The sequence below is a fragment of the Bradyrhizobium sp. Bra64 genome, assembly GCF_024519875.1.
GTDB lineage: Bacteria > Pseudomonadota > Alphaproteobacteria > Rhizobiales > Xanthobacteraceae > Bradyrhizobium > Bradyrhizobium japonicum_G.
This window is the reverse complement of record NZ_JALJRD010000001.1, coordinates 759,883-783,965: the sequence shown is the minus strand read 5'-3', so window position 1 is coordinate 783,965 and position 24,083 is coordinate 759,883. Positions and strand designations below refer to the sequence as shown.

General features: G+C 65.2%; 18 protein-coding genes and 1 pseudogene. 12 read left to right on the top strand and 7 right to left on the bottom strand.

What is annotated here, in order from left to right:
• Nucleotides 1–18 precede the first annotated feature (18 nt).
• From NR187_RS03645 to NR187_RS03630, 4 genes are all read right to left on the bottom strand, one after another.
• On the bottom strand, nucleotides 19–1,311 hold the full coding sequence (locus NR187_RS03645) for an adenylosuccinate synthase (protein ID WP_211382295.1): 1,293 nt from the start codon (nucleotides 1,309–1,311) through the stop codon (nucleotides 19–21).
• A gap of 198 nt (nucleotides 1,312–1,509) precedes the next feature.
• Entirely contained in the window at nucleotides 1,510–2,193 is a 684-nt protein-coding gene (locus NR187_RS03640) for an ABC transporter ATP-binding protein (protein ID WP_211382294.1), read from the bottom strand.
• Nucleotides 2,186–3,412 carry an ABC transporter permease gene (locus NR187_RS03635; protein WP_211382293.1) on the bottom strand — a complete coding sequence of 409 codons (1,227 nt, stop codon included), beginning with the start codon at nucleotides 3,410–3,412 and terminating at the stop codon, nucleotides 2,186–2,188. The genes NR187_RS03640 and NR187_RS03635 overlap by 8 nt, the downstream gene beginning before the upstream one ends.
• The gene (locus NR187_RS03630) at nucleotides 3,409–4,677 is read right to left on the bottom strand and encodes an efflux RND transporter periplasmic adaptor subunit (RefSeq protein WP_211382292.1); all 1,269 of its coding nucleotides are present in this window, start codon (nucleotides 4,675–4,677) and stop codon (nucleotides 3,409–3,411) included. Before NR187_RS03630 ends, NR187_RS03635 begins: the two co-directional genes overlap by 4 nt.
• Before the next feature lie 201 nt (nucleotides 4,678–4,878).
• On the opposite strand from NR187_RS03630, the gene mgtA reads away from it, so the two are divergent.
• The 4 genes from mgtA to NR187_RS03610 all read left to right on the top strand — a co-directional run bounded on the left by mgtA (nucleotide 4,879) and on the right by NR187_RS03610 (nucleotide 9,967).
• Nucleotides 4,879–7,395: a magnesium-translocating P-type ATPase gene (gene mgtA / locus NR187_RS03625; RefSeq protein ID WP_211382291.1), complete on the top strand. Its 2,517-nt coding sequence runs from the start codon at nucleotides 4,879–4,881 to the stop codon at nucleotides 7,393–7,395.
• Nucleotides 7,396–7,558: 163 nt separating this feature from the next.
• On the top strand, nucleotides 7,559–8,491 hold the full coding sequence (locus tag NR187_RS03620) for a DMT family transporter (RefSeq protein ID WP_256805723.1): 933 nt from the start codon (nucleotides 7,559–7,561) through the stop codon (nucleotides 8,489–8,491).
• Between the two features lie 265 nt (nucleotides 8,492–8,756).
• Nucleotides 8,757–9,284, top strand: coding sequence for a hypothetical protein (locus tag NR187_RS03615; RefSeq protein ID WP_211382289.1), 528 nt, complete (start codon nucleotides 8,757–8,759; stop codon nucleotides 9,282–9,284).
• Between the two features lie 8 nt (nucleotides 9,285–9,292).
• Nucleotides 9,293–9,967, top strand: coding sequence for a class I SAM-dependent methyltransferase (locus NR187_RS03610; protein ID WP_256805722.1), 675 nt, complete (start codon nucleotides 9,293–9,295; stop codon nucleotides 9,965–9,967).
• 3 nt (nucleotides 9,968–9,970) lie between these two features.
• Here the strand turns inward: NR187_RS03610 and NR187_RS03605 are convergent, their stop codons facing one another.
• Both NR187_RS03605 and NR187_RS03600 read right to left on the bottom strand, forming a co-directional pair.
• Nucleotides 9,971–13,162, bottom strand: a complete 3,192-nt coding sequence (locus tag NR187_RS03605) for an adenylate/guanylate cyclase domain-containing protein (RefSeq protein WP_211382287.1) — start codon at nucleotides 13,160–13,162, stop codon at nucleotides 9,971–9,973.
• A gap of 224 nt (nucleotides 13,163–13,386) precedes the next feature.
• On the bottom strand, nucleotides 13,387–13,776 hold the full coding sequence (locus NR187_RS03600) for a DUF1330 domain-containing protein (RefSeq protein ID WP_211382286.1): 390 nt from the start codon (nucleotides 13,774–13,776) through the stop codon (nucleotides 13,387–13,389).
• Between the two features lie 105 nt (nucleotides 13,777–13,881).
• On the opposite strand from NR187_RS03600, the gene NR187_RS03595 reads away from it, so the two are divergent.
• Together NR187_RS03595 and NR187_RS03590 are read left to right on the top strand one after the other, a co-directional pair.
• Complete coding sequence (locus NR187_RS03595) at nucleotides 13,882–14,817, top strand: DMT family transporter (protein ID WP_211382285.1); 936 nt, start codon at nucleotides 13,882–13,884, stop codon at nucleotides 14,815–14,817.
• Between the two features lie 163 nt (nucleotides 14,818–14,980).
• Nucleotides 14,981–15,958 (top strand): tripartite tricarboxylate transporter substrate binding protein, encoded by a 978-nt coding sequence (locus NR187_RS03590; protein ID WP_256805721.1) that lies wholly within the window; start codon nucleotides 14,981–14,983, stop codon nucleotides 15,956–15,958.
• Nucleotides 15,959–16,091: 133 nt separating this feature from the next.
• Here the strand turns inward: NR187_RS03590 and NR187_RS03585 are convergent, their stop codons facing one another.
• Complete coding sequence (locus NR187_RS03585; RefSeq protein ID WP_256805719.1) at nucleotides 16,092–17,777, bottom strand: methyl-accepting chemotaxis protein; 1,686 nt, start codon at nucleotides 17,775–17,777, stop codon at nucleotides 16,092–16,094.
• Between the two features lie 251 nt (nucleotides 17,778–18,028).
• Here NR187_RS03585 and NR187_RS03580 point away from each other — a divergent pair, with 251 nt between their 5' ends.
• From NR187_RS03580 to NR187_RS03555, 6 genes and pseudogenes are all read left to right on the top strand, one after another.
• Nucleotides 18,029–19,072, top strand: a complete 1,044-nt coding sequence (locus NR187_RS03580; RefSeq protein WP_211382282.1) for a C-terminal binding protein — start codon at nucleotides 18,029–18,031, stop codon at nucleotides 19,070–19,072.
• 87 nt (nucleotides 19,073–19,159) lie between these two features.
• Nucleotides 19,160–20,503 carry an ABC transporter substrate-binding protein gene (locus tag NR187_RS03575; protein WP_256805718.1) on the top strand — a complete coding sequence of 448 codons (1,344 nt, stop codon included), beginning with the start codon at nucleotides 19,160–19,162 and terminating at the stop codon, nucleotides 20,501–20,503.
• Nucleotides 20,504–20,641: 138 nt separating this feature from the next.
• On the top strand, nucleotides 20,642–21,598 hold the full coding sequence (locus tag NR187_RS03570; protein ID WP_256805717.1) for a carbohydrate ABC transporter permease: 957 nt from the start codon (nucleotides 20,642–20,644) through the stop codon (nucleotides 21,596–21,598).
• Between the two features lie 49 nt (nucleotides 21,599–21,647).
• Nucleotides 21,648–22,490, top strand: a complete 843-nt coding sequence (locus NR187_RS03565) for a carbohydrate ABC transporter permease (protein ID WP_306235220.1) — start codon at nucleotides 21,648–21,650, stop codon at nucleotides 22,488–22,490.
• Between the two features lie 349 nt (nucleotides 22,491–22,839).
• Nucleotides 22,840–22,959 (top strand): annotated as a pseudogene (locus tag NR187_RS03560) (carbohydrate ABC transporter permease); the annotation flags it as partial.
• A gap of 127 nt (nucleotides 22,960–23,086) precedes the next feature.
• Nucleotides 23,087–24,058, top strand: a complete 972-nt coding sequence (locus NR187_RS03555) for an MBL fold metallo-hydrolase (protein WP_256805716.1) — start codon at nucleotides 23,087–23,089, stop codon at nucleotides 24,056–24,058.
• The last annotated feature ends 25 nt before the right edge of the window (nucleotides 24,059–24,083 follow it).

Here is a 24,083-nt window from a genome sequence, read left to right as displayed (position 1 = left end):
CGTCCCGGTAAGATATCGTTAAGCCTCGAACGGATTTTGCACCAGGATAGTATCCTCGCGTTCGGGGCTGGTGGAAAGCAGCGCCACCGGGCAGCCCACCAATTCCTCGATCCGGCGGACATATTTGATGGCCTGGGCCGGCAACTGAGCCCAGGACCTCGCACCCGCGGTCGGCTCCTTCCAGCCCTCGATGGTTTCGTAGATCGGCTCGACCCGGGCCTGGGCCCCCTCGCCGGCCGGGAAATGATCGATCTCCTTGCCGTCGAGCCGATAGCCGGTGCAGACCTCTATCGTGTCGAAGCCGTCGAGGATGTCGAGCTTGGTCAGCGCCAGACCGTTGATGCCGCAGGTCCGGACCGCCTGGCGGACCAGAACCGCATCGAACCAGCCGCAGCGGCGCGGACGCCCGGTATTGGTGCCGAACTCGCGGCCGCGCTCGCCGATCTTGCGGCCGGTCTCGTTGTCCTGCTCGGTCGGGAACGGGCCCTGGCCGACGCGGGTCGTATAGGCCTTGCACAGGCCGAGCACATAGCCGACCGCGCCGGGGCCAAGGCCCGAGCCGGTCGCGGCCTGCGCCGCCACAGTGTTCGACGAGGTGACGTAAGGATAGGTGCCGTGATCGACGTCGAGCAGCGCGCCCTGCGCGCCTTCGAACAGCATGCGCTTGCCTTCGCGGCGCTTGATATCGAGCAGCCGCCACACCGTCTCGGCATAGGGCAGCAATTGCGGCGCGAACGCGGTCAACTCCTTCAGGATCTCCTTGCCGTCGAACTCCGGCAGATTGAGGCCGCGGCGCAAAGCGTTGTGATGCGCCAGCAGCCGGTCGATCTTGTGCGGGAGGGTGTCGAGATCGGCGAGGTCCATCAGGCGAATGGCGCGGCGGCCGACCTTGTCCTCGTAGGCCGGGCCGATGCCGCGGCGGGTGGTGCCGATCGCGGTCGCCGCGTTGGAGGACTCGCGCAAGGCATCGAGTTCACGGTGCAGCGGCAGGATCAGGGTGACGTTCTCGGCGACCCGCAGATTGTCCGGGCTGACCGCGACGCCCTGCGACCGCAGCTTGGTGACCTCGTCGAGGAAGGCGGCGGGATCGAACACGACGCCGTTGCCGATCACCGACAGCTTCTGGTCGCGCAGCACGCCGGACGGCAGCAGCGCGAGCTTGTAGGTCTTGCCGTTGATCACCAGGGTATGGCCGGCGTTATGGCCGCCCTGGAAGCGGACGACGATGTCCGCCTGCTCCGACAACCAGTCGACGATCTTGCCCTTTCCTTCGTCGCCCCACTGGGCGCCGACGACGACAACATTGGCCATTCGCGGGTAATCCCTATGCAATCTGTTAGATGCGCCCAGCCCAATCACGGCCGGGGCCGCTCCAACGCGAGGCAGCCACCCGGATAAAGGATGCGGCCTCTGTAAGCAAGCAAGAACGGGGCTTTTTCGGGGCCCAATGCCCTATCCAAGCCCTTGATATCCCCTAAAAATCCGCTTTGTCAGACGGGCTCTACGACGTTAGGCCCGGATGCGGCCGTCGACCACTTCGATGATGCGGTCGCAGCGCCGGGCCAGATCCATATTATGGGTCACCAGCAGGAAGCTCGTGCCGCTGTCGCGGTTGACCTGCCGCATCAGCTCGAACACGGCATCGGCCGATCTGGTGTCGAGATTGCCGGTCGGCTCGTCCGCCAGAACGAGGTCGGGGCTCATGGCGAGCGCGCGCGCCACTGCCACGCGCTGTTGCTGGCCGCCCGACATGTTGTTGGCGAGGTTGCCGGCGAATTTCTCCAGACCCACTTGCGCCAGCAGCCGGTCCGCCCGCGCCTCGATCTCCGCAGACGGATACCCGCGGTCTGCCAGCATCGGCATCATGACGTTCTCCCGTGCCGTGAAGGCCGAGATCAGCAAGTGGTGCTGGAACACGAAGCCGATGGTGTGGCCGCGCAGATGCGTGACCTCGGTATCGCCGAGGACAGCCGTGTCCTGGCCCTTGATCAGCAGCCGGCCCGAGGTCGGCCGGTCGAGCAGGCCGACGATGTTGAGCAGTGTGCTCTTGCCGGAGCCGGACGGGCCGATCAGCGCCAGGAACTCGCCATGATTGAGTTCGAGGTCGATGTCGTGCAGCACCTCGGTCTCCGTCGGCAGACCGACATTGTAGGCCTTGCACACCCGTTCGAGCTTCAGGATTACGCTAGCCACGGATCGCCACCACCGGATCGAGCTTGGCGGCGCGCACCGCCGGGGCCATCGCGGCCAGCAGGCCCGTGACGGTGGCGAGCAGCGCCGTGTACGCGAACAGGCTCCGCTCCAGGATCAGCGGAAACAATTCGGTGCCGTCGGCCTGGCGTGCGACCGAGTGCCAATAGACCAGCGCGAAGGCGCCCATCGCGGCACCGAACAGCGAGCCGACGAAGCCGAGCAGCCCGCCCTGGATCAGGAACACCCGCAGGACCTGGCCGCGTGACGTCCCCATCGCGCGCAGGATACCGATATCCTTGGAGCGCTGGATCACCGAGACGACCAGCACGGCCGCGATGCCGAATGCGACCGAGAGCCCGACAAACAGGCGGATCAGGGTGTTGGTGTTCTGCTGGGCCTGTACTGCGCTGAAGAACTGCGCGTTGGTCTTGATCCAGCTGTCGGCTTCGACCACGTTGGCGGCCTGGATGCGCTGGGCGATGTTCTCGGCCGCGTAGATGTCGTTGACCGTGATGTCGATGGTGGTGATGCCGCCGATCATGCCGAGCAGCGATTGCGCGGTGCGCAGGGCCGCATAGCAGATGCGCTGGTTGGCGCTCTTGTTGCCGAGGTCGACGAGACCGGAGATCGTGAGCACGCGTGTGGCGCCGGACGCGGCGCGAATGTTGAGCTTGTCGCCGACGCTCGCGCCCAGCTCCCTCGCGAGCTCGATGCCGACGATGACGTCCTCGCTGGTCAGGCGGGGCTCGCCGGCGACGATATAGTCGGGCACCTTGACGATCTTGAAGTAGGAGTCCGGCTCGATGCCCGACAGATTCACCGAGCGGCTGGCGTCGCCGCGGATCGCGAGCACCGAGCCGAGAATCGTCGGCGATACCGCGACCACCTCGGGCATCGCCTGCATCTGGTTCCTGATCTTCGGCCATTGATCGATCGAGATCACCCGCTGGCTCGGACGCTGCACCGCCGGATCCTCGATCTCGCCCGGACCGTTGCGCAGCGGGCGCGCAATCTGATCCGGCGCGAGCAGCTGGATCTGCGGCTGCGACGTCAGCACACGTTTGATGAAGTTCGCCTGGAGCCCCGCCAGCATTGCCGACATGAAGACGATGACGCCGACGCCGATCGATATGCCGCCGATGATGAAGATGGTCTGTAGCCGGCCTTCGCGCAGGAAGCGCACCGCCATGGTCCACTCGATCGGCAGCCAATGGTTCATTGCAGGACAGGCCGTACACGCTGCCCGGTCAGGACGCCGGAACTCTGCGGAATCGCGACGTCGCCGGCGGCGAGGCCGTCGACGATCTCGATATGGCTGTTGCCGTGCAGGCCGATCTTCACCGGGCGCCGGCCGGCGCGACCGTCCTTGATGCCGAGCACCCAGGGGTTGGCCGACAGGACGTCGTGCACCGAGCGCAACGGCAGGATCAGCGCATCGTCCCGGGCGGCGACCTCGATATCGACCGACACCGTCATGTCCTGGCGCAGATAGTCCGGCGCGTCGGCGACCGTCAGCTTCACCTCGACCGATGCGCGCGAAATGTCGACGCCGGGATTGATGTAGGTGATCACGGCGGCGAAGCGCCGATCCGGATAGGCGTCGGCCGAGGCGATCGCCTTCTGCCCGAGCGCGATCTTGCCGAGATTACGCTCGTCGATCTGCATGACGAGCTGGGCGTCGCCGGCCGGCGCGAGCACGAGGAGCGCCTTGCCGGGCTGCACCACGGTGCCGCGCTCGACGCTGCGCGTGATCAGGACGCCGTCGCGGGGCGCGGCGATCGTCGCGTAGCCGAGGCGGGATTCGGCAGTGTCGAGATTGGCGCGAGCCTGGTTCAGCAGGGTCTGCGCCATCACATAGTCGCTGCCGCCGGGACTTGCGGTATAGACCTGGAATTCCGCCGAGCGCATCTGGGCGCGGGCGACGTCGAGGGTCTTCTGCGCATCGTCGAGCGCGGCGCGCGTGGCATAGCCGTTGTGTTCGAGCTGCGCGGTACGGTCGTAGGTCTGCTGGGCGTTGCGCAGGGTCGCCTTGGCCTGCGTCAACGCCTCGTTGGCCGAAGGCAACGTCAATTCCTCGAGCTGCCTGATGCGCGCTTCGGCCTGGGCCACCGCACCTTGCGCCTGCACCACGCTGGCTTTCAGTTCGCGCGCTTCCAGCGAGATCAGGGGCTGGCCCTTGGTGACCTTTTCACCTTGCTGCACCAGCACATCCTGCACCGTGCCGGTGAGCTGGCTGCCGATCTCGACCCGGAACGGCGTCTCGACATGGCCGCTCGCCACCACCGTCTCGACCAGGCGGCCGCTCTTGACCGGATCGACCACGACGGCTGGCCCGAGGACCGCACGCACGCTTTGCCAGGCCGCAAAGCCCAGCAGAACGACGACCGCGAGAATGAACCATTTGTGACCGAGAAATCCCGACCACAACGCCGCGACAGAGAACCGGCTCTTGTGCTGCGGCAGAACCATTGCGTGCTCGACCATGAAACGCCATCCGAATCCCGCCGAACCGGCCGGCGGATTCGTCCTTATCTCGATTTCGATTGTCGCCCTGGCGAAGGCCGGGCTTGATTGCCGGCAAAGCTAGCCCGCCCCCCGGCATCCCAGATTGCGGCAGGTCAACAGGCTACCCCGAATTTCGAGGCATCTGCCTCCAACGAGACGCCATGAAGCGGGAGCCTCGCCTTGCCGGACAGTCCAGCGCACGCCGACAACCATTTCTGGCGCCTTTCACCTGACCAGCTTTGCAAGCGACTGGGCTGCGGGCTCACAGGCTTGGCTGCGGCGGACGCCTCCGAGCGCGCCAGGCGCTTCGGGCCGAACAGCGACGCGCCGCCCCGCACCGAAGGCGCGATGCACGCGATCCTGCGCCGGCTGCTGGAGCCCTTGTCTCTGATCCTGCTGCTTGCCGGCATCGTCTCGATGCTCACCGGCGACGAGATCGGCGGTCTCATCATCGTCCTGATCCTGACGCTCTCGATCGGGCTCGACACCATCCAGGAAGGCCACGCGGTCCGGGCTGCGGATATCCTCCGACGATCGGTGGCGCTGAAGGCCGAGGTCAAGCGCGGCGGCGCGTTCGGCCAGATCGACGTCGAGCAGGTCGTCCCCGGCGATATCCTGCGCGTTCGTGCCGGCGACATCATCCCGGCGGATGCGCTGATCCTTCAGAGCACCGCCTTCACCGCCGGCGAGGCGGCGCTCACCGGCGAGCCTTACCCGGTACAGAAACGCGCCGGACCATGCGCCGATCCCGACGATACGTCGAATGCGCTGTTTCGCGGCGCGGTGGCCCAGACCGGCGAGGCGATTGCGCTCGTCGTGTACACCGGGCGCGACACCGTGTTCGGGGCGGCGGCGTCTGCATTGGCAGAGGCCCAGACGCCCTCGCCGTTCGAACGCGACTTGCGCGAATTCGGACTTGTGATCGCGCGCGCCACGCTCGCGCTGGTGCTGATCGTGCTCACCGTCCGCGTGGTGTTCGGCCGCCCGGTGATGGACTCGCTGTTGTTCGCCGTCGCGCTCGCGGTCGGGCTGACGCCGGAACTGCTGCCGATGATCACCACGGTGACGCTGTCGCGCGGCGCATTGCGCATGGCCGGCCGCAAGGTGATCGTCAAGCGCCTCGCCGCGATCCACGACCTCGGCGCCATGACCGTTTTGTGCACTGACAAGACAGGCACGTTGACCTCGGCCGAGATCACGCTGGCCAAGAGCCTCGATGCCGACGGCAAGGACGATCCCCGTGCCGCGCGGCTCGGCGCCATCGCCGCGGCACTCGGCGGCGATCGCGGCTCGCTCGATGCGGCGCTGGTTGCCGGCAAGCCGGATGCCGCGCAAGGCTGGACGCTTGCCGGCAGGCAGGCGTTCGACTTTTCGCGGCGGCTGGGATCGGTGCTCGCGACCGGTCCTGAAGGCGCACTGCTCATCGTCAAGGGCGCGCCCGAGGCGGTGCTCGAATTGTGCACGACGCAGCGCAGCGGCGTGATGGATGGCAACGCGCGAGCCGCTGCACTGGCGCGCGTGCATCAGCTCGCGAGCGAAGGCCTGCGCTGCGTCGCCATCGCCTCGCGTCCCTGGACCGGCGCAACCCGCGAGGTCGAGACCGAGGACGAGACCGGACTCGTCTTCGATGGCCTTTGCGCCTTCGCCGACCCGCCGAAGCCGACGGCTGCAGCAGCCATTGCCCGGCTCGCGGCGGGCGGCGTCCGCCTGAAGGTCCTGTCGGGTGACGATCCCGTGGTGGTGAAACGGCTCGCCGGCCTGGTCGGGCTGAATGCCGAGCGCGTGCTGTCGGGCGCCGACATCGCCGAGCTCAGCGACGATGCGCTGGCCGTGCAGGTGCAATCGGCCGACGCTTTCGGCCGGCTCGCGCCCGACCAGAAGTCGCGCATCGTGAAGGCGCTGCAGGCAAGCGGCGCGGTGGTCGGCTTCCTCGGCGACGGCATCAACGACGCACCGGCGCTGAAGGTCGCCGATATCGGCCTGTCGGTCGAGGGTGCGACCGGCGTGGCCCAGGCTGCCGCCGACATCATCCTGCTCGCCTCCGACCTCGAAGTGGTGGCCGACGGCGTCGAGGAAGGAAGGCGCACCTTCGCCAACATCCTGAAATATGTCCGCATGGGCGCGAGCTCGAATTTCGGCAACATGCTGTCGATGGCGATCGCCTCGATGGCGCTGCCGTTCCTGCCGATGCTGCCGACGCAGATCCTGCTCAACAATCTGCTTTACGATCTCTCCGAGCTCGGCATTCCCTTCGACCAGGTCTCGCGCCAGGCGACCGCGCAGCCGCAGGTGTGGAGCATGAGGCGGCTGGCGCGCTTCGCCGCGATCATGGGGCCGCTGTCGTCGGTGTTCGACTTCCTGACTTTTGGCGCCCTGCTCTATCTGTTCAAGGCTTCACCGGACGAATTCCGCACCGCCTGGTTCATCGAATCCATGGCGACCCAGATCCTGGTCATCTTCATCATCCGCACCAACGGCCGCCCCTGGCGCAACTGGCCCGATCCCGTGCTGTCGGCCTCCTCGCTGATCGCCTTGCTGGTCGCGATGATCGTACCGTTTACGCCGGTCGGCGCCTGGTTCGGCTTTGTTGCACCGCCACCGATGATGATGGCCGGCGTCGCGCTGCTGGTCGTGGTCTATCTCGCCTGTGCCGAGCTGTTGAAGCCGCTTGCGATCCGCGCGTTGCGGAAGCGATGAACGGTCGCCGGTTCCCGCCGCCGCTCGTGCGCATGGACGCGATGCGTCGTGCCCCATTGATATCAGGCAGATTTCCGTGTCTTTGAGCTGGCCGGGCTATGAGCCGGCCCGGACATCGCCGGGCCGGGGCCTCGGCGCATGACGCGGGGCCATAACGATCACAATGTCCGCCACCGGCCAGACCACGCGCGCGGAGACATCCGGCCACAACTGGATCGCCAACCAGCCCTACCTCCTGCTCAGCATCACCGCGCTGTGCTGGGCCGGCAACGCCATCGTCGGGCGGCTCGCCGCCGGCCATATCCCGCCGGTGACGCTCTCCTTCCTGCGCTGGTTCTTCGCTTTCCTGCTGGTGCTGCCGTTCGCCTGGAAACATCTTGCGCAGGACTGGCCCGCCATCCGCAGCAGGCTCGGGCTGATGGTGACGCTCTCGATCACCGGCATCGGCGCCTTCAACACGCTGCAATATTGGGCGCTGGAGCATACCCAGGCGCTCAATACATTGCTGCTCCAGTCGGCCGCGCCGCTGCTCGTGGCGCTGTGGTCGCTGGTCATCCTCGGCATCAGGCTCACGGGCGCGCAGAGTTTTGGTGTGCTGCTGTCGATGTGCGGCGTGCTGACGATTCTCCTGCACGGCGATTTCACCACCCTGTCGAAGATCGACTTCAACAAGGGCGACCTCATCTTCATCGTCGCGCTGCTGATCTTCGCACTCTATTCGGTGCTGAGCCTGAAGCGCCCGCCGATGCACGGCCTGTCGTTCCTTGCCTTCACCTTCGGCGCCGGCGCCGCCTGTCTCATCCCGCTGGAGATCTGGGAACTCTACGCGCGTCCCGTGATGAAGCTCGACGGGCCCAACCTGCTCACCCTGTTCTATGTCGCCGTGTTCCCCTCGACGCTCGCCTATCTCTGCTTCAATCGCGGCGTCCGGCTGATCGGCGCCAACCGCGCCGCGCCGTTCTTCCATGTGGTGCCGGTGTTCGGCTCGATCATGGCAATGGTCTTCCTCGGCGAGCACCCGCAGGCGTTCCACTTCATCGGCTTCGCGCTGGTGCTCTCGGGCGTGTTCGCGGCGTCGAGGAAGCAGGCGAGCTAGTCTAGCTCGTCTTCAAAGGTAGCGCGCCGCACCCATGCGGAGCGCCGTGATGCCGAGCAGCCCCGCCGCCACCCGCTGTGCGGTCGCAATGCGTGCCGCGCCGCTGTGGATGGGTTGACACTGGAGGGGCAGAAAGCGCGTTGAGCGGAAGAAGTAGGCCGACACCCCTCCCGCTTCCTTGCAATTTGTCCGGGACCAAGGTTCAATATCCCCATTGCTGGCTTCCCGATCCAATAACCCAACTGCAATTGTCAGGGAGAGTGGTATGGGCGCGTTGATGGCCGAGGACGATATCTATATCGGTCCGCTTTTCGATCTCTTCAATTTGAGGTTTGGTCCCGAGCAGACAGATCTCGAACTGACCGCCGGGGGCGTGTCCGAAATCAAGGCCCTGCAGGACGAATTCGAAATCTTCCAGCAAGGACGGCCGTTCGTCGAGAGCGCAAAGCTGCTCGGATTGGGCGGCCTGAACAACAACCGTGCAAAGAACCGGTGGTACAGCGTGCTGGCCTGGCTGGCCAAGGTTCCATCGGACCAGGACGGCGAAACAGGCGACCAGCGCATCGTGAACGCATTGATCAAGAACTTTGCGCGCAAGTCGCCGCTGCCTTGCTTCATGAAGGCCCATGATTCCCGCGATACCGGCGGCTACGGACTGCGGGTCGTGGTTCGCGAGGACAACCCGATCTTCTACATCGAGCGAACCTATCTCACGATCTCGGTGCCGATGGCGCCCAAGGTCCCGCCTGGAAGCAAGGACAAGGGCAAGGGCAAGAAGAAGCCGAAGAAATAGGCGGGCCGATGCGCGCCGCCGTTGTCGCAAGGGAGCCAGCCTCTCCGGGCGCCGGAGACCTGGCCCGGATCTACAGCGGCATCGCCGCCTATTATTCGGCGAAGGTCGCACGCTTCGGCGCGACACCGAACGGTGTCGACTGGACCTGCCAGGCCACGCAGGAGATGCGCTTCGTCCAGCTCCTGAAATTGTGCGACTTCGCATCGCCCTTCTCGCTGAACGATCTCGGTTGCGGCTATGGCGCGCTGATCGCCTATCTCGGCCGCCGGCATGGCGGGTGCGCGGTGGACTATCTCGGCATCGACGTGTCGGATGCGATGGTTCGGCGGGCGCGGCGGCTGTGGCGGGACCGCGGCAACACCGCCTTCGCGCTTGGCCATAACAGCCCCCGGATAGCCGACTACGCGGTCGCCAGCGGTATTTTCAACGTCGCGCAGGATCAGCCGCAGCACGACTGGGAGCAGTTCATCGCGGCGAGCTTCGATGACCTCCATCGCACCACCAGGCGCGGCTTCGGCGTCAATTTCATGAAGCGGCCGCCAGGTGCGCCCGCCCGCCGCGGCCTCTACACCACCGACGCCGCATCCTGGGCGCGCTACTGCGCCAGCCGGTTCAATGCCACTGCCGAGGTGCACGACGGCTATGGATTGATGGAGTTCACGCTCATCGTGCGGAAAGTCTAGCCTTCACGCACCGACCGACAGCCGTCGTCGCGTCTCCTCCAGCAGCCGCCGGTAGATGCCCGCCCCCGTCAGCTCGATCAAGGCCTCGGCCCGATCGACGAGGACGGCCACCTCGCCGAGGTGATCCAGGTTGTTGCTCGCCGCCAGCGCGGCGGCGAGCGCGATGGTGGCGCGGCATTCCGGCAGTCGGGCGTGCCGTTCCTGCGCCACCGCGATCGCTTCCCGCGCCTTGTCGATGGCCGCGGCGTGGGCGCCCGAACGAAGCTGATAGTCGGCGATGCTTGCAAGCATCTCCGGTTCGATTTCCATGGCGACGCGCGCCGCGCGCACGAACTCGACGCCCTCCGTCAACGACAGGATTGCGGCCTGATAGTTCTGCGCGATGCCCTGCGCCGTGCCGATGCAGGCCAGCGAATAGGCGCGCAAATACGGACTGGCCTGGCGCGTCGCCAGTTCGATCACGCGCCATGCATGGGTGGAGGCCATCGCGGAATCGCCAAGGCACCAGGCGAGATCGACATGCCCAAGATGCGCGATGAACTGCACCGTCGGATCGATCAGCGTCGGATCGATGGCGAGAATGCGATCGAAGCACCGCCGCGCCTCGTCGAAACGGGCGAGACGAACGAGAATTCGGCCGCGCAAGCCGAGGATCCAGTGCTCGACATTGTAGCCAAGGAACTGGTGCTCGAACTCGGTGATGCCGGGGACACCGGCGAGCGCCGCATCACTCGCCGTCAGGGCTTCGCGCAAAAGGCCGGCCCAGCCATAGGCCTGGCTGAGCGAGGCATTGAGCGTCGCAGCGCGGCTGGTGAGCTGTCGCGATTCCGTCAGCGCCAGGGCTTCCCTGACGGTGTTGACATAGGCATCGGCTTGCCCGCCGCTCGCGCCCGCGATCCGTCCTTCGACGAACAACAGGAGCGGGATCATGGAATCGTCGATCTCCTGCGCCCATTCCAACGCTTCCTGAATGAAGGGCCTTGCGTCCTCCGACGTCATGCCCTCGCGCCAGCCTAGCCAGGCGATCTGGCTGCTGGCCGCGATCCTGAGCACATCGCCCGCGGAACTGCGCTTCTGTCCCCCCTTCAGCGCGCGCACCTTGTGCCAATGCCGGATCGCTTCTGCCGGACTGGTCGAGCCGATCCAGCGCGCGGCGCGCGCGGCGTATTCGGCGGCGGCGTCGACCTCGCCGGCCTGCTCGAAATGGTGCGACAGGAGCGCTGCGAACTCCTCGAGCCGCTCCGGATAGAATTGCTCGATCGCGCGCGCCACCCGCGCGTGCAGAAGGCTGCGCCGCGCGCGGAGCTGGGTCGAGTAGGCGATCTCCTGGATCAGGGGATGACGGAAGCTATAGCCCTGGCCGTCCTCGCCGCTGCGCGCCTGGAGCATCTCGGCGGAACAGAGCCGGGCCAGCGTCGCCTCGAGTTCAGCGGCGGGCAGGTTGGCGACGCTCTGCAGGACCGCGAGCTGAAACTCCTTGCCGATGATCGCCGCCGTGTGCAGGAGGTCGCGATCGCCGGGCGCCAGCCGATCAATCCGCGCGCCGATCACGGCCTGCACGGTCGGCGGCAGCACGTCGGAGACACCGGAGATGCCGCGCCGGTAGCCGCCCTGCTCGCCGACGATGGCCAGATGCTCGACCAGGGAACGAATCAGTTCCTCGGCGAAGAACGGATTGCCGCCGCTGCGCTCGGCGACGCGCCGCCGTACGTCGAGAAGCTCGTCCCCCGGCCCGAGCAGCTCGTTGACGAGATCGTCCGTATCCGTCGGCGAGAGCTCGGCGAGCTCGATCTGCTGGTACAGCGGACCGCTCATCCAGGGCGCGAAATAGGCCGGCCGGAAATTCACGATCAGGACCGTCTTGGTCGAGATCACCGCGTCGACGAGCGTTGCGACGAATTCCTCGCTCGCCTGATCAAGCCAATGCAGGTCCTCGATGATGATCACCGACGCCGACGCGCCGCGCTGGCGAATCATGTGCCGGACGATATCCAGCAGACGAACGTTGCGGGCGCGCGGACCGAGCCAGGAGGGTGGGCCCTGGCCGTGCCTGATGCCGAGGAAATCGCAGACCAGCCAGAGGTCCGCCTCGAAGGTCGAGCCGAGCTCGGCGAGGCGCGTGGCGATCTGCTTCACAGCCAGATCGGGCTCGTCGTCCGGCGAGACGTTGAAATAGGTCGAACGCAAGAATTCCAGCACCGGCTGCAGCGGCGTTGCCGTGCCATAGGGCTGCGCCCGGGCCTCGAACACCGGAATGTGACGCGCGCGGCACCATTCAGCGAACTCGTAGCACAGCCGGCTCTTGCCGGTCCCGGGCGGGCCGACGATGCCGGTGACGCGCGAGCTGCCGGTCTCCACCGCCGCCAGGGTCCGCTGCAGCAGAGCCATCTCCCGCTCGCGCCCGCGGAACGTCGCCAGGGCGACGCCGCGGAATTGCTGGCTGGCGACCGCCGGCTTGAGGTTCTTGAGAAGATACAGTTCGATCGGCTCCGGCACACCGCGCAGGCGATGACGGCCGAGCGGCCCGACATCGCAGAACGAGCGCACCAGGCGGTAAGTCTCGTCGGTCAGGCAAATCTCACCCGGTTCCGCCTTGGCCGGCAGGCGGCTTGCGAGATGAATGGTGAGCCCGTAAGCGCCGTGCTCGGTGACCGTGTCGACGATCGGAGCATCCGCGACGATCTCGCCGGAATGCAGCCCGATGCGTACCGACATGGCATCATCGCGCGCACGAAACGCGTCGCGGATCGCCAGCGCCGCCTCGCACGCCAGCAGGGCGTGGCCCTCCTGCGCGCGCGGTGCGCCGAAGAAGGCGAGGATGCCATCGCCGAGAGTTCGCACCACTGTGCCTTCGAACCGCTCCACGCCATCGCACATGGAATCGAGCGCGGGCTTGAGACGCTGCATGGCATCTTCGGCGGTTAGGCCGGCAACGATCTCGGTCGAGCTGACGAGATCGGCGAACAGCACCGTCACCTGCTTCAGCTCGCCCCGAATCGGCCTGGTGGAATGCCCCGCCACTGCCGGAATTGGCCTGCTCGCGGCATTCAGGGCCGCGCCGCAGGCCCCGCAAAAACCCGAGCCGGGCGGGCTGAGATGATTGCAGGCGGAGCAGGCCATCGGCAGAGCCGAACCGCAGCCGTGACAGAAGCGATTGGTCGCCGGATTGTCACCGCCACAACGCTCACAGAGCATCTGATCCCCAACGAAGCAATAATCGACCAGGAGGAAGCAGCACCGCAACGCGTCACGCTGGGCCTGCAATGCCCGTCATGCGCGCTCACCGGCTAAAGGCACCATCTTTGGCACCCCCAGGCAACCGAATAGTTCACATTTGGCGCGCAACTGCGCCGAAGTCGCGTCCAAGGGTTGCATACTATAGATAAAACACGCACGCATGGTCCGCGAGCCCGGCAGGATCAGCCGGCGCTGAATTTACTATAGGCTTGCTCCGTCGCAACGATCACATGCTCGGCGCAGCCGTTGACGCGGTGCGGATCGGCGTCACGCTCGTAGGCCTCCGACGTCATCATGTCGAGGAAGGCCGCGACCGACGGGTAGGAGACCAGCGCGACGAAATCCCAATCGTTGCCATCCTGCGGACCGAGTGCCACCGTCTTGGCGTCTCCGGTCCAGAGCAGCGTGCCGCCACGTGCCTTGATCATGGGCACGGTGATCGCGCTGTAGCGAAGATAAGCCTCCCAGCCCGAACCGTCGCCGTCGCGCGAGCGTTCGTGGAAGCGCATCAGGTTCAGCATCACCACCGGCGCACGCTGGTCGAGCCCTTGCAGGCCCGCGATGTTCAACATATTGACCGCCAAAGACGCCTCCTCAGATCATGCACGCATTGTAGCATTGCGGCGCCGTGACTTGTGTCACGACGGGAATCCGGCGCAAGGTTGCATCCGACGCCAATGACGATTGCCTCGCCCGCGCCACCGCCCTCGAATCCGGCCAGTTGGCTCAACAACCAGCCTTACCTGCTGCTCAGCCTGAGCTCGCTGTTCTGGGCCGGCAACATCGTGCTCGCGCGCCATGTCGGCGCGCATGTCCCGCCGCTGACGGTGACCACGATCCGCTGGTTCGGCGTGTTCCTGATCCTGCTGCCGTTCTCCTGGCCGCATCTGAAGCGCGACTGGCCTCACCTGCGCAAGAGCCTGCCGCTGATGCTGTTCCTGTCGCTGGTCGGCTTCGCGTTCAACAACGCGATCTCGTACTGGGCGCTGCAATACACGGAGGCGTTGAACGCGCTGCTGATCCAGTCGGCCGGACCGCTGTTCGTGGCGCTGTGGTCGCTGGTGCTGTTCGGCGTCCGGTTGACGGGCGCGCAGCTTGCCGGCATCGCGATCTCGCTTCTCGGCGTGCTCGTCATCATCCTGCACGGCGATTTCGCGGCGCTCGCGAGCATCAGCTTCAACCGGGGCGACCTCATGTTCGCGTCCTCGCTGGTGGCGTTCGGGCTCTACTCCGCCTTCATCCCGCGCCGGCCGAAGGTCCATCAGCTTTCCTTCCTCTCCTTCACCACCTGCTGTGGCGCGTTCATGCTGCTGCCCACGGCGATCTGGGAGACCTGGAGCGGCCGCGTCATGCAATTCGACGCGGTGACGCTGGCGACGCTCGGCTACATCCTGATCTTCCCTTCGACGCTCGCCTACCTCTTCTTCAATCGCGGCGTGGCGCTGATCGGGCCTAACCGCGCCGCGCCGTTCTTCCATCTGGTGCCGGTGTTCGGCTCGGCGATGGCGATCCTGCTGCTCGGCGAAAAGCTCCAGCCGTTCCACCTGATCGGCTACGCGCTGGTCCTCGCCGGCGTCGTGATCGCCTCGCGCCAGGGCTCCGCGGTGAAGTAATTCCACGCCGCGGACGCACAACAAGTCTCGTGTCCCGGGCGCAGCGCACCGCTGAAGAAGCGCTGCGCCGCGTCCAAGGCACGAGAGCAGGTCAATCGCGTCTTCCGGTTTTGATGTGGATTGGCTAGGTTCCCCGCCAACCAAAAAGAGGGAACGTCCAGACATGCTGTCATCACTGATCCGAGCCCTGCGCAACGCCGGCGCGGCCGCGCTGTGTCTCGCCGCCGCAACCGGCGCGCAAGCCGACAACTGGCCGAGCCGCAACATCACGCTGGTGCTGCCGTTCGCGGCCGGCAGCGGCACCGACACCACGACGCGGCTGATCTCGCAGCATCTGTCGCAGGCGCTCGGGGTCGGCATCGTGATCGAGAACAAGGCGGGCGCCAACGGCATGATCGCCGCGACCTATGTCGCGCGCGCCGCGCCCGACGGCTACACGCTGCTGGTGACCACCAACACCACGCACTCGGCCAATCCCTATCTGCTCAAGAGCCTCACTTACGACCCCGTCAAGGATTTCACCCCGATCGCGCGCACCGGCGATTTGCCGTTCATGCTGGTGATTCACCCCGAGTTGCCGGCGAAGACCGTCGGCGAGCTCGTCGCCTATGGCAAGGCCAATCCGGGCAAGCTGAGCTACGCCTCGGGCTCCTCGTCGGCGATCGTGTCGGGCGCGACCTTTGCGCACAATGCCGGGCTCGACCTGTTGCACGTACCCTACAAGAGCTCGCCGCCGGCGCTCAACGACGTCATGGGCGGCCGCGTCTCGATGATGTTCGTGGACATCCTGACCGGCCTGCCGCATGTCAACGGCAACGCGCTGCGCGCGCTCGCCGTCACCACCAATGACCGCTCGCCGCTTGTGCCGAACCTGCCCTCGATGCAGGAGGCCGGCGTGCCGAACTTCGACATCTCGTCGTGGCAGGGCTATTTCGGCCCGGCCGGCATGCCCAGGGAGATCGTGACGCGGCTCAACGCCGAGATCCGGAAGATCGTCGAGAAGCCGGAGATCAAGGCCCAGCTCGCCACACTCGGCATGGACGCGTTTTCGGGCACGCCGGAGCAGCTCGGCACCTTCGTGAACGAGCAGCTCGTGCTGTGGGAAAAGCTGATCCGGGATGCGGGGATCGAGAAGCAGTAATGGGCTGATGCGCGCCGCGGCGCCGCAGGATGGGCAAAGCGAAGCGTGCCCACCGACATTTCAACGAACCGAAAAGAAAAGGTGGGCACGGCGCTTGCGCGCCTTTGCCCACCCTGCGAATTCATCGCGAGATTTAAGCCGCGCGCACCTTGGCGAGGAAGCCGTCGACGGCGCTGCGCAGCGCGCCGGACTGGCTGTCCAGCTCGCGGGCGTTGGTGAGCACGTCGGTGGCCGCCGTGCCGGTCGCTTCCGCGGCCGAGGTGACGCTGCCGATATTGGCGTTGATCTCGTTCGATCCCGCCGCGACCGACTGGATGTTGCGGGCGATCTCGCGGGTTGCCTCGCCCTGCTGCTCGATGGACGAGGAAATGCCGGCGGTGATCTCGCTCATCTCGGCGATGGTCTGGGTGATGCCGGCAATGGCCGCGACGGCATCGCTGGTCGAAGTCTGCATTGCCGCAACCTGAGCGGAGATTTCCTCGGTCGCCTTCGCGGTCTGGTTGGCGAGCGCCTTGACCTCGGAGGCGACGACGGCGAAGCCGCGGCCGGATTCGCCGGCACGCGCCGCCTCGATGGTGGCGTTGAGCGCGAGCAGATTGGTCTGCGCCGCGATCGAATGGATCAGCTTGACCACCTCGCCGATCTTCTCGGCGCCGGTGGAGAGTTCCTGCACCGTGGCGTTGGTGCGCTCGGCATCGTTGACCGCGCGGCTCGCCACTTCGGTCGAGCGCGTGACCTGGCGGGAGATTTCCGCAACCGAGCTCGACAGCTCTTCGGCGGCGGCGGCAACCGTGCCGACATTGCCGGAGGCCTTCTGCGAGGCGGCACCGACAGTGGCGGCGCGCGACGAGGCGTCGCTCGCGGTCGCGGTCATCGACTGCGCCGTGCTCTGCATGCCAGCCGCGGCCGAGGAGACCGAGCGGACGATGCCGTTGACGCTGCGTTCGAAGTCGCTGGCGATACCTTCCATGGCACTGCGACGTTCCGCCGCGGCACGCTCCTTGGCATCGGCCTCGGTCTTCTCGATTTCGCGGATACGGACCGCGTTGTCCTTGAAGATCTGGACGGTCGAAGCCATCGCGCCGACCTCGTCGCCACGGCCGACACCGGGGATGTCGCCTTCGAGCTTGCCGTCGGCGAGATCCTTCATGCGGGCACCGAGCAGCACCAGCGGACGGCTGATGCTGCGGCCGATCAGCCAGGCAACACTTCCGGCGACGATGACGATACCGAGCAAGGCGAGGCCGAGCAGCCAGAACACCGGGCCCATCTTGGCGTCGATGTCGTCGAGATAGGCGCCGGTGCCGAGATACATGTCGAAGCCGGGGACTGCGAGCGCGTAGCCGAGCTTGCGAATCGGCTTCTCCTGACCGGGCTTCACATATTCATAATACAGCAGGATCGAACCATTGGCCTTGACGCCGTCCATCAGTTCGGTCGACAGCTTTCGACCATTGGTCACGACATCCATGCGGTTGGTGCCGATCTGCTTCGGATCGGGCGCGAGCTGGGTGATGCCGTCATAGGACGTGCCGAACAGATAGCCCGAGCCGTTGTCGTAGGTCATCGCGTTGCCGTAACGGCGAAGTTCGGCCAAGGCCGCATCCTTCGTCAGTTCGCCGGCGTCGACCCGCTTCCTGAGGGCGGCGGCGTAGTTCCGTCCCATCTCCACGATCGCCTTGGCTTGATCGATACGCGCGTTCACCATCTCCTGCTTCATCAGGTATCCGGCGAGGACCCCGGAAATGCAGAGACCGAACAAGGTGACGCCGACCAGAATGCCGAGCTTGGGGGCGATCTTCAGATTGCTCAATTTCACGGGATAGCTCCGGCAAATAATGGGATGGGGCACGCGACCAGATCGGTAGAAATCGAATCAACTTTTAGTGCGAGAGGCCTTAGCAAGTTACTTACGTACCTCCGTAGAAGCCCGGAAAACGCAAGGACAACGGGAAATTTATCCTCGTTCGGACAACCGGGAATTGTACGCAAGGGCATCGATTTCGCGTAAAAGACGCAAAGGCCCGTGCGAACGCGGGTCACAACAAGAAACCGGATCGGGAGCAGGACATGCCGAAATACAGGGTGGTGACGCCGAAGGGCGCGAGTTTCACGGTCGCCGGCAGCGACTATTCCTACGAGCGCGAGGCGCTCGATCCGATCGATGCCGAGATCGTCGAGGCGCCCGCCAACGAGGCCGAATTCATCGCCGCCGCGAAGAATGCTGACGCGATCTACGCCAAGGGCATCCCGATCACCAAGACCATCATCGACGCGCTGGAGGGCTGCAAGGTGATCACGCTCGGCTCGGTCGGCGTCGACAGCGTCGACGTGAAGGCGGCCACCGCCCGCGGCATTCCCGTCACCAACATCCCCGACACCTTCATCGAGGAGGTCGCCGACCATGCCATGATGCTGCTGCTCGCTGGATTCCGCCGCCTGGTCGAGCAGGACAAGATGGTGCGCAGCGGCCGCTGGGCCGAGGGACGGCCGGCGCTCCTGAAGGTCCCGCGGCTGATGGGTCAGACGCTGGGCTTCATCTCGTTCGGACGCGTCGCGCGTGCAGTCGCGAAGCGCGCCGCTCCGTTCGGCCTGCGCATGATGGCCTACGATCCCTTCATCCAGGAAACGCTGATGTACGACCACGGCGTCATCCCGGCGACGCTGAACGAGGTGCTGTCGCAATCCGACTTCGTGTCGATGCACGCCCCAGCCCGGCCCGAGGTGCATCACATGCTGACCGAGAAGCATTTCCGGCAGATGAAGAAGGGCTCGGTCTTCGTCAACACCGGCCGCGGCGCCACGGTGGACGAGGAAAGCCTGATCAAAGCGCTGCAGGAGGGCTGGATCGCCCATGCCGCCCTCGATGTGCTGGAGAAGGAACCGCCCTCGCACAACAACCCCCTCCTCAGCATGGAGAACGTGACCCTGACCGCCCATGTCGCCTCAGCCTCGGCACGGTTTGACGAGGCGCGCAAGCGCCGGGTGGGCTACGAATTGTCACTGGTGCTTCAGGGCATGTGGCCGGTAAGCTGCGTCAATCCGTCGGTGCTGCAAGACACCGCGCTCCGCCGCTGGCAACCCGTCAGCATGGACCGCGGGCCGAACAGCTAAGGCGGCCGGCGCAAAGAGCGTCGAGGACCATCAAGGCCCTTCACCGGCGATCAACGCCGGGAAGGGAGACATAACAGGGAGGATCTGATGAGGAACGACATCACACGTCGTGATGCCTTGGCGCTGGGCCTGTCCGCTGCGGCCATCGCGGCAACCGGTGCTCCGGCGAACGCCCAATCCGCGATCAAGGCCGCGGACGTCCCCGCGCCGAAACTGCCGATCGAAAAGGGCGCAACCTTGAGCATGCTGCGGCCGGTACGCTTCGTCCAGGCCGACGAGGACGTGTTCCGCGCCAATGCGGCCAAGTTCACCAAGGAAACCGGCGTCGAGGTCAAGGTCGACTTCGTCGGCTGGGAAGACATCAACCAGCAGACCGCGGTGACCGCCAATTCCGGCGCCGGCCCCGACATCATCATCGGCTTCTCCGATGCGCCGCACATCTATATCGACAAGCTGATCGAACTGACCGACGTGGCCGACTATGTCGGGAAGCGTTACGGCGGCTGGCTGCCCCTGGCGCAGCGCTACGGGAAGAAGAACAAGAGCGACGCCTGGATCGGACTGCCGTTCGGCGCCACCGCAGGCCCCCTGATCTACCGCAAGTCGATTTTGAAATCGGTCGGCTTCGACAAGGTGCCGGAAGACCATGCCGGCATCCTCGACCTGTGCCAGAAGCTCCAGAAGGCCGGCAAACCGGCGGGCTTCGCGCTCGGCAACGCCAAGGGCGACGGCAACGGCTTCGCGAGCTGGGCGCTGTGGTCGCACAACGGCGCCTTGCTCAACGAAGCGGGCGACGTCGTCATCAACAGCAAGGAGACGATTGCGGCGCTGAACTGGGTCAAGCAGCTCTACCCGACCTTCATCGCGGGTACGACGTCGTGGAACGACGTCAGCAACAACCGCGCCTATGCCGCGCAGGAGATCGCGCTGACCGCCAACGGCGTCTCGCTGTACTTCTCGCTGAAGAACGATCCGGCGACCAAGGCGATTGCCGAGGACAGCGAGCATCAACTGCTGCCGAAGGGCGTGGCCAAGGTCTCGCCGATGGCGGGCCTGACGCTGAACGCCATGGTGTTCAAGCACAGCAAGTACCCCAATGCCGCCAAGGCCTTCCTGCAATACATGCTGGAAAAGGACCAGTACGAGCCGTGGCTCAATGCCAATTCCGGCTACTGGTCGCAGCCGCTGGCCGCCTATGCCGAGGCCGCCGTGTGGTCGCAGGATCCCAAGGTGGCGCTGTTCAAGGACACAATGAAGAGCACATACTATGACGGTTACGCGGGACCGATATCGACGGCGACCGGCGCCGTCAGCGCCGACTACGTGCTGATTCAGATGTTCGCGTCCGTCGCGACCGGCGCTGCCACGCCGGAAGCCGCGGCCGCGGAAGCCGAGCAGCGCAGCAAACGGTACTTCCGGCGGCAGAAGTAACGACGGAAGCAACGGCCGTCATTGCGAGGAGCGAAGCGACGAAGCAATCCAGACTGCAACTGCGGAGACAGACTGGATTGCTTCGCTTCGCTCGTAATGACGGCGTGGTGACTTTCGCAGACAGGACAATAAAAACCGATGTCCGTGACCACACTTCCCCCTCTCGCCCTGGCACACCGGCAGCCGTCCTGGCTGGTCCGCCTGTTCGACTACAAGCCGTTCCTGGTCGTGATGTGTCTCGCGCCCGCGATCGGGCTGCTCGCGGTGTTCCTGACCTATCCGCTCGGCCTCGGCATCTGGCTTGCCTTCACCGACACCACGATCGGACGAAAGGGCGTTTTCGTCGGCTTCGAGAACTTCCAGTACCTGCTCACCGATTCCCTGTGGTGGAACGCGGTGTTCTACAGCGTGGTCTACACCGGAATCGCGACCTTCGGGAAGTTCGCGCTCGGCTTCTGGCTGGCGCTGCTGCTCAACAACCATTTTCCGTTCAAGAGCCTGCTGCGCGCGATCATCCTGCTACCCTGGATCGTGCCGACGGTGCTGTCGGCGCTGGCGTTCTGGTGGATCTACGATCCCCAGTTCTCGATCATCTCCTACCTGCTGGTCGACGTGCTGCATGTGCGCAGCACCAATATCGACTTCCTCGGCTCGCCCTGGCCGGCGCGCTTCTCGCTGATCGCCGCCAATATCTGGCGCGGCATTCCCTTCGTCGCAATCTCGCTGCTGGCGGGCCTGCAGACCATCTCGCCCTCGCTCTACGAGGCGGCGATGCTCGACGGCGCCAGCGCCTGGCAGCGCTTCCGCTACATCACCTTCCCGATGATGATGCCGATCCTCGCGATCGTCATGACCTTCTCGATCATCTTCACGTTCACCGATTTCCAGCTCGTCTACGCCATCACCCGCGGCGGCCCCGGCAACTCGACCCATCTGCTGGCCACGCTGGCCTTCCAGCGCGGCATTGCCGGCGGCGAGCTCGGCGAAGGTGCCGCCATCGCCGTGTCGATGATCCCGTTCCTGGTGTTCGCGACGCTGTTCTCCTATTTCGGCCTGGCGCGCCGCAAATGGCAGCAGGGAGAGAGCAATGACTGATACCGTCGCCCAACCGTCCGTCGCCGACGCCAAGGCGGCGCCGGACACGATGGCCTGGGATTCCGGGCTGCGGCGGCTGATGATGATCTACCTGCCGCTCGGCTGCTTCGTGCTGATCCTCTTGTTTCCGTTCTACTGGATGGCGATCACGTCGTTCAAGCCGAACGCGGAGCTGATGAACTACAAGGAGCACAATCCGTTCTGGATCACCTCGCCGACGCTGGCGCACATCAAGCACCTTTTGTTCGACACCGCCTATCCGCGCTGGCTGTGGACGACGATGCTGGTCGCGGTCGGCTCGACCACGCTGTCGCTGATCGCGAGCACGCTGGCCGCCTATGCGATCGAGCGCCTGCGCTTCCGCGGCAGCCCCTATGTCGGCCTCGGCATTTACCTTGCCTATCTCGTGCCGCCGTCGATCCTGTTCATCCCGCTCGCGACCGTCGTGGTGCAGTTCGGCCTGTTCGACTCACCGATGGCGCTGATCCTGGTTTATCCGACCTTCCTGGTGCCGTTCTGCACCTGGCTGCTGATCGGCTATTTCAAGTCGATTCCCTACGAGCTCGAGGAATGCGCGCTGGTCGACGGCGCCACAAGGCTCCAGATCCTGCGCCGGATCACGCTGCCGCTCGCGGTGCCCGGGCTGATCTCGGCCGGCATCTTCTCCTTCACGCTGTCCTGGAACGAGTTCATCTACGCGCTCGCCTTCATCCAGAGCGGCGCCAACAAGACCGTGCCGGTCGCGATCCTGACCGAGCTCGTCACCGGCGACGTCTACCAATGGGGTGCGCTGATGGCGGGCTCGCTGCTCGGCTCGCTGCCCGTTGCGATCTTCTATTCGCTGTTCGTGGATTACTACGTGTCCTCGCTGACTGGCGCGGTGAAGGAGTAGCCAAGCTCCGGGAACGCGTTCAACGGCACCGCCCGAAACACGTCTGGCGCGATTCGCGCCGTTCTTACACGCGCCTGCCTCATGCATAAGCTCCAGGCCATTGCACATTGTTTTCTGGAGCATTTGACATGAAGACATTGGCTTTGATTGTCGTTGCGACTCTGTTCGTCATCCCTGCCACATCCAGCGTGCAGGCCCAGACTGGCAGCTCAAGCGCAACCAAACAGAATAGCAAGCAACCACAGACCAAAAAGCTGCCCCGGTGCAGCCGCGCAATGCAGATGGCCGGCAAGCCGTGTTACGGCGGATAACGCTCGACAGGTGATGCGAGGCCCCGGGCACTGCGCCCGTCTATCAATGGGGTGCGCTGATGGCAGGATCGCTGCTCGGCTCGCTGCCGGTTGCGATCTTCCAGTCGCGGCTCGTGGACTACGACGTGTCGTCGCTGACCGGCGCTGTGAAGGAGTAGCGGGCCACCGCACGGAAACTGATCGTGCAATCCTGATAGACTGCTGTCCGCCTTGGTCGCATTTTGCCGCACCATCGGCAGGGCGACCGTGGTGCCATCGAGACTCGCCCCGGAAAGCGAGATTCGCATGGGAGCGCCAAATCTCCATTCAATGTCGCGACGCGGATTTTGCTTCTGTTGCGTCGGCGCCGCTGCGTTCGCCGCCACAGGCGGATGGCTCAGCCCCCGACAGGCCTACGCCGAGGCCCGCGGCCTCGTCAGCCTGATCAAGGACAGCGCGGCGACGTCACCGATCAAAACTTACAAGCTGCGCAACAACATCAGCGTGCTCGAAGGATCCGGCGGCAACATCGCCGTGCTCACGGGACCTGACGGCAAGCTTCTGGTCGACGGTGGCATCGGCGTCTCGCGCCCGCAGCTCAGCAAGGCACTAGCCGAGCTTGGCAACGAGCCGATCGCGCATCTCATCAACACGCACTGGCATTTCGACCACGCCGACGGCAATGAATGGCTGAGCGCCGCGGGCGCGAAGATCATTGCGCACGAAAATACCCGCAAGCATCTCTCCAGCATTCAGCGGGTCGAAGACTGGGATTACAATTTCCTGCCTCTCGCGACGAAGGCAGTCCCGACGGAGGTCTTCGCCAAGGAGCATCATCTCAAGATCAACGGCGCATCCATCGCGCTGAAATATAACGGTCCGGCTCATACCGATGGCGACATCTCAGTCGTATTTGCCGAGGCGAACATTCTTCACGCCGGTGACACCTACTGGAACAGCATCTACCCCTTCATCGACCATTCGACTGGCGGCAGCATCGGCGGCATGATCGCGGCCTGCGACGCCAATCTGGCGGCCGCCAACAACGACACCATCATCATTACCGGTCACGGCAAGCCCGTAAGCAACAAGGCCGAGCTGCAGGAATTCCGCGACATGCTGGCCGCTATCAGGGACAATGTCGGCAATCTCAAGAAGCAGGGAAGGACACGCGACGAGACGGTCGCCGCCAAGCCGACAGAAGCGTTCGACGCGAGGTGGGGACAATTTCTGATCGACCCCGGTTTCTTCACCAGACTGGTCTACGAGACCGCGTGAGGCGCAGCGCGCGGTAAAGGAATAG

What these genes read in the sequence shown, in the direction of transcription:
- NR187_RS03645 (WP_211382295.1), bottom strand. Translation starts at nt 1,311, where the DNA reads ATGGCCAATGTTGTCGTCGTCGGCGCCCAGTGGGGCGACGAAGGAAAG.
- NR187_RS03635 (WP_211382293.1), bottom strand. Translation starts at nt 3,412, where the DNA reads ATGAACCATTGGCTGCCGATCGAGTGGACCATGGCGGTGCGCTTCCTG.
- NR187_RS03630 (WP_211382292.1), bottom strand. Translation starts at nt 4,677, where the DNA reads ATGGTCGAGCACGCAATGGTTCTGCCGCAGCACAAGAGCCGGTTCTCT.
- NR187_RS03620 (WP_256805723.1), top strand. Translation starts at nt 7,559, where the DNA reads ATGTCCGCCACCGGCCAGACCACGCGCGCGGAGACATCCGGCCACAAC.
- NR187_RS03615 (WP_211382289.1), top strand. Translation starts at nt 8,757, where the DNA reads ATGGGCGCGTTGATGGCCGAGGACGATATCTATATCGGTCCGCTTTTC.
- NR187_RS03610 (WP_256805722.1), top strand. Translation starts at nt 9,293, where the DNA reads ATGCGCGCCGCCGTTGTCGCAAGGGAGCCAGCCTCTCCGGGCGCCGGA.
- NR187_RS03605 (WP_211382287.1), bottom strand. Translation starts at nt 13,162, where the DNA reads ATGCTCTGTGAGCGTTGTGGCGGTGACAATCCGGCGACCAATCGCTTC.
- NR187_RS03600 (WP_211382286.1), bottom strand. Translation starts at nt 13,776, where the DNA reads ATGTTGAACATCGCGGGCCTGCAAGGGCTCGACCAGCGTGCGCCGGTG.
- NR187_RS03595 (WP_211382285.1), top strand. Translation starts at nt 13,882, where the DNA reads ATGACGATTGCCTCGCCCGCGCCACCGCCCTCGAATCCGGCCAGTTGG.
- NR187_RS03590 (WP_256805721.1), top strand. Translation starts at nt 14,981, where the DNA reads ATGCTGTCATCACTGATCCGAGCCCTGCGCAACGCCGGCGCGGCCGCG.
- NR187_RS03580 (WP_211382282.1), top strand. Translation starts at nt 18,029, where the DNA reads ATGCCGAAATACAGGGTGGTGACGCCGAAGGGCGCGAGTTTCACGGTC.
- NR187_RS03575 (WP_256805718.1), top strand. Translation starts at nt 19,160, where the DNA reads ATGAGGAACGACATCACACGTCGTGATGCCTTGGCGCTGGGCCTGTCC.
- NR187_RS03570 (WP_256805717.1), top strand. Translation starts at nt 20,642, where the DNA reads ATGTCCGTGACCACACTTCCCCCTCTCGCCCTGGCACACCGGCAGCCG.
- NR187_RS03565 (WP_306235220.1), top strand. Translation starts at nt 21,648, where the DNA reads ATGGCCTGGGATTCCGGGCTGCGGCGGCTGATGATGATCTACCTGCCG.
- NR187_RS03555 (WP_256805716.1), top strand. Translation starts at nt 23,087, where the DNA reads ATGGGAGCGCCAAATCTCCATTCAATGTCGCGACGCGGATTTTGCTTC.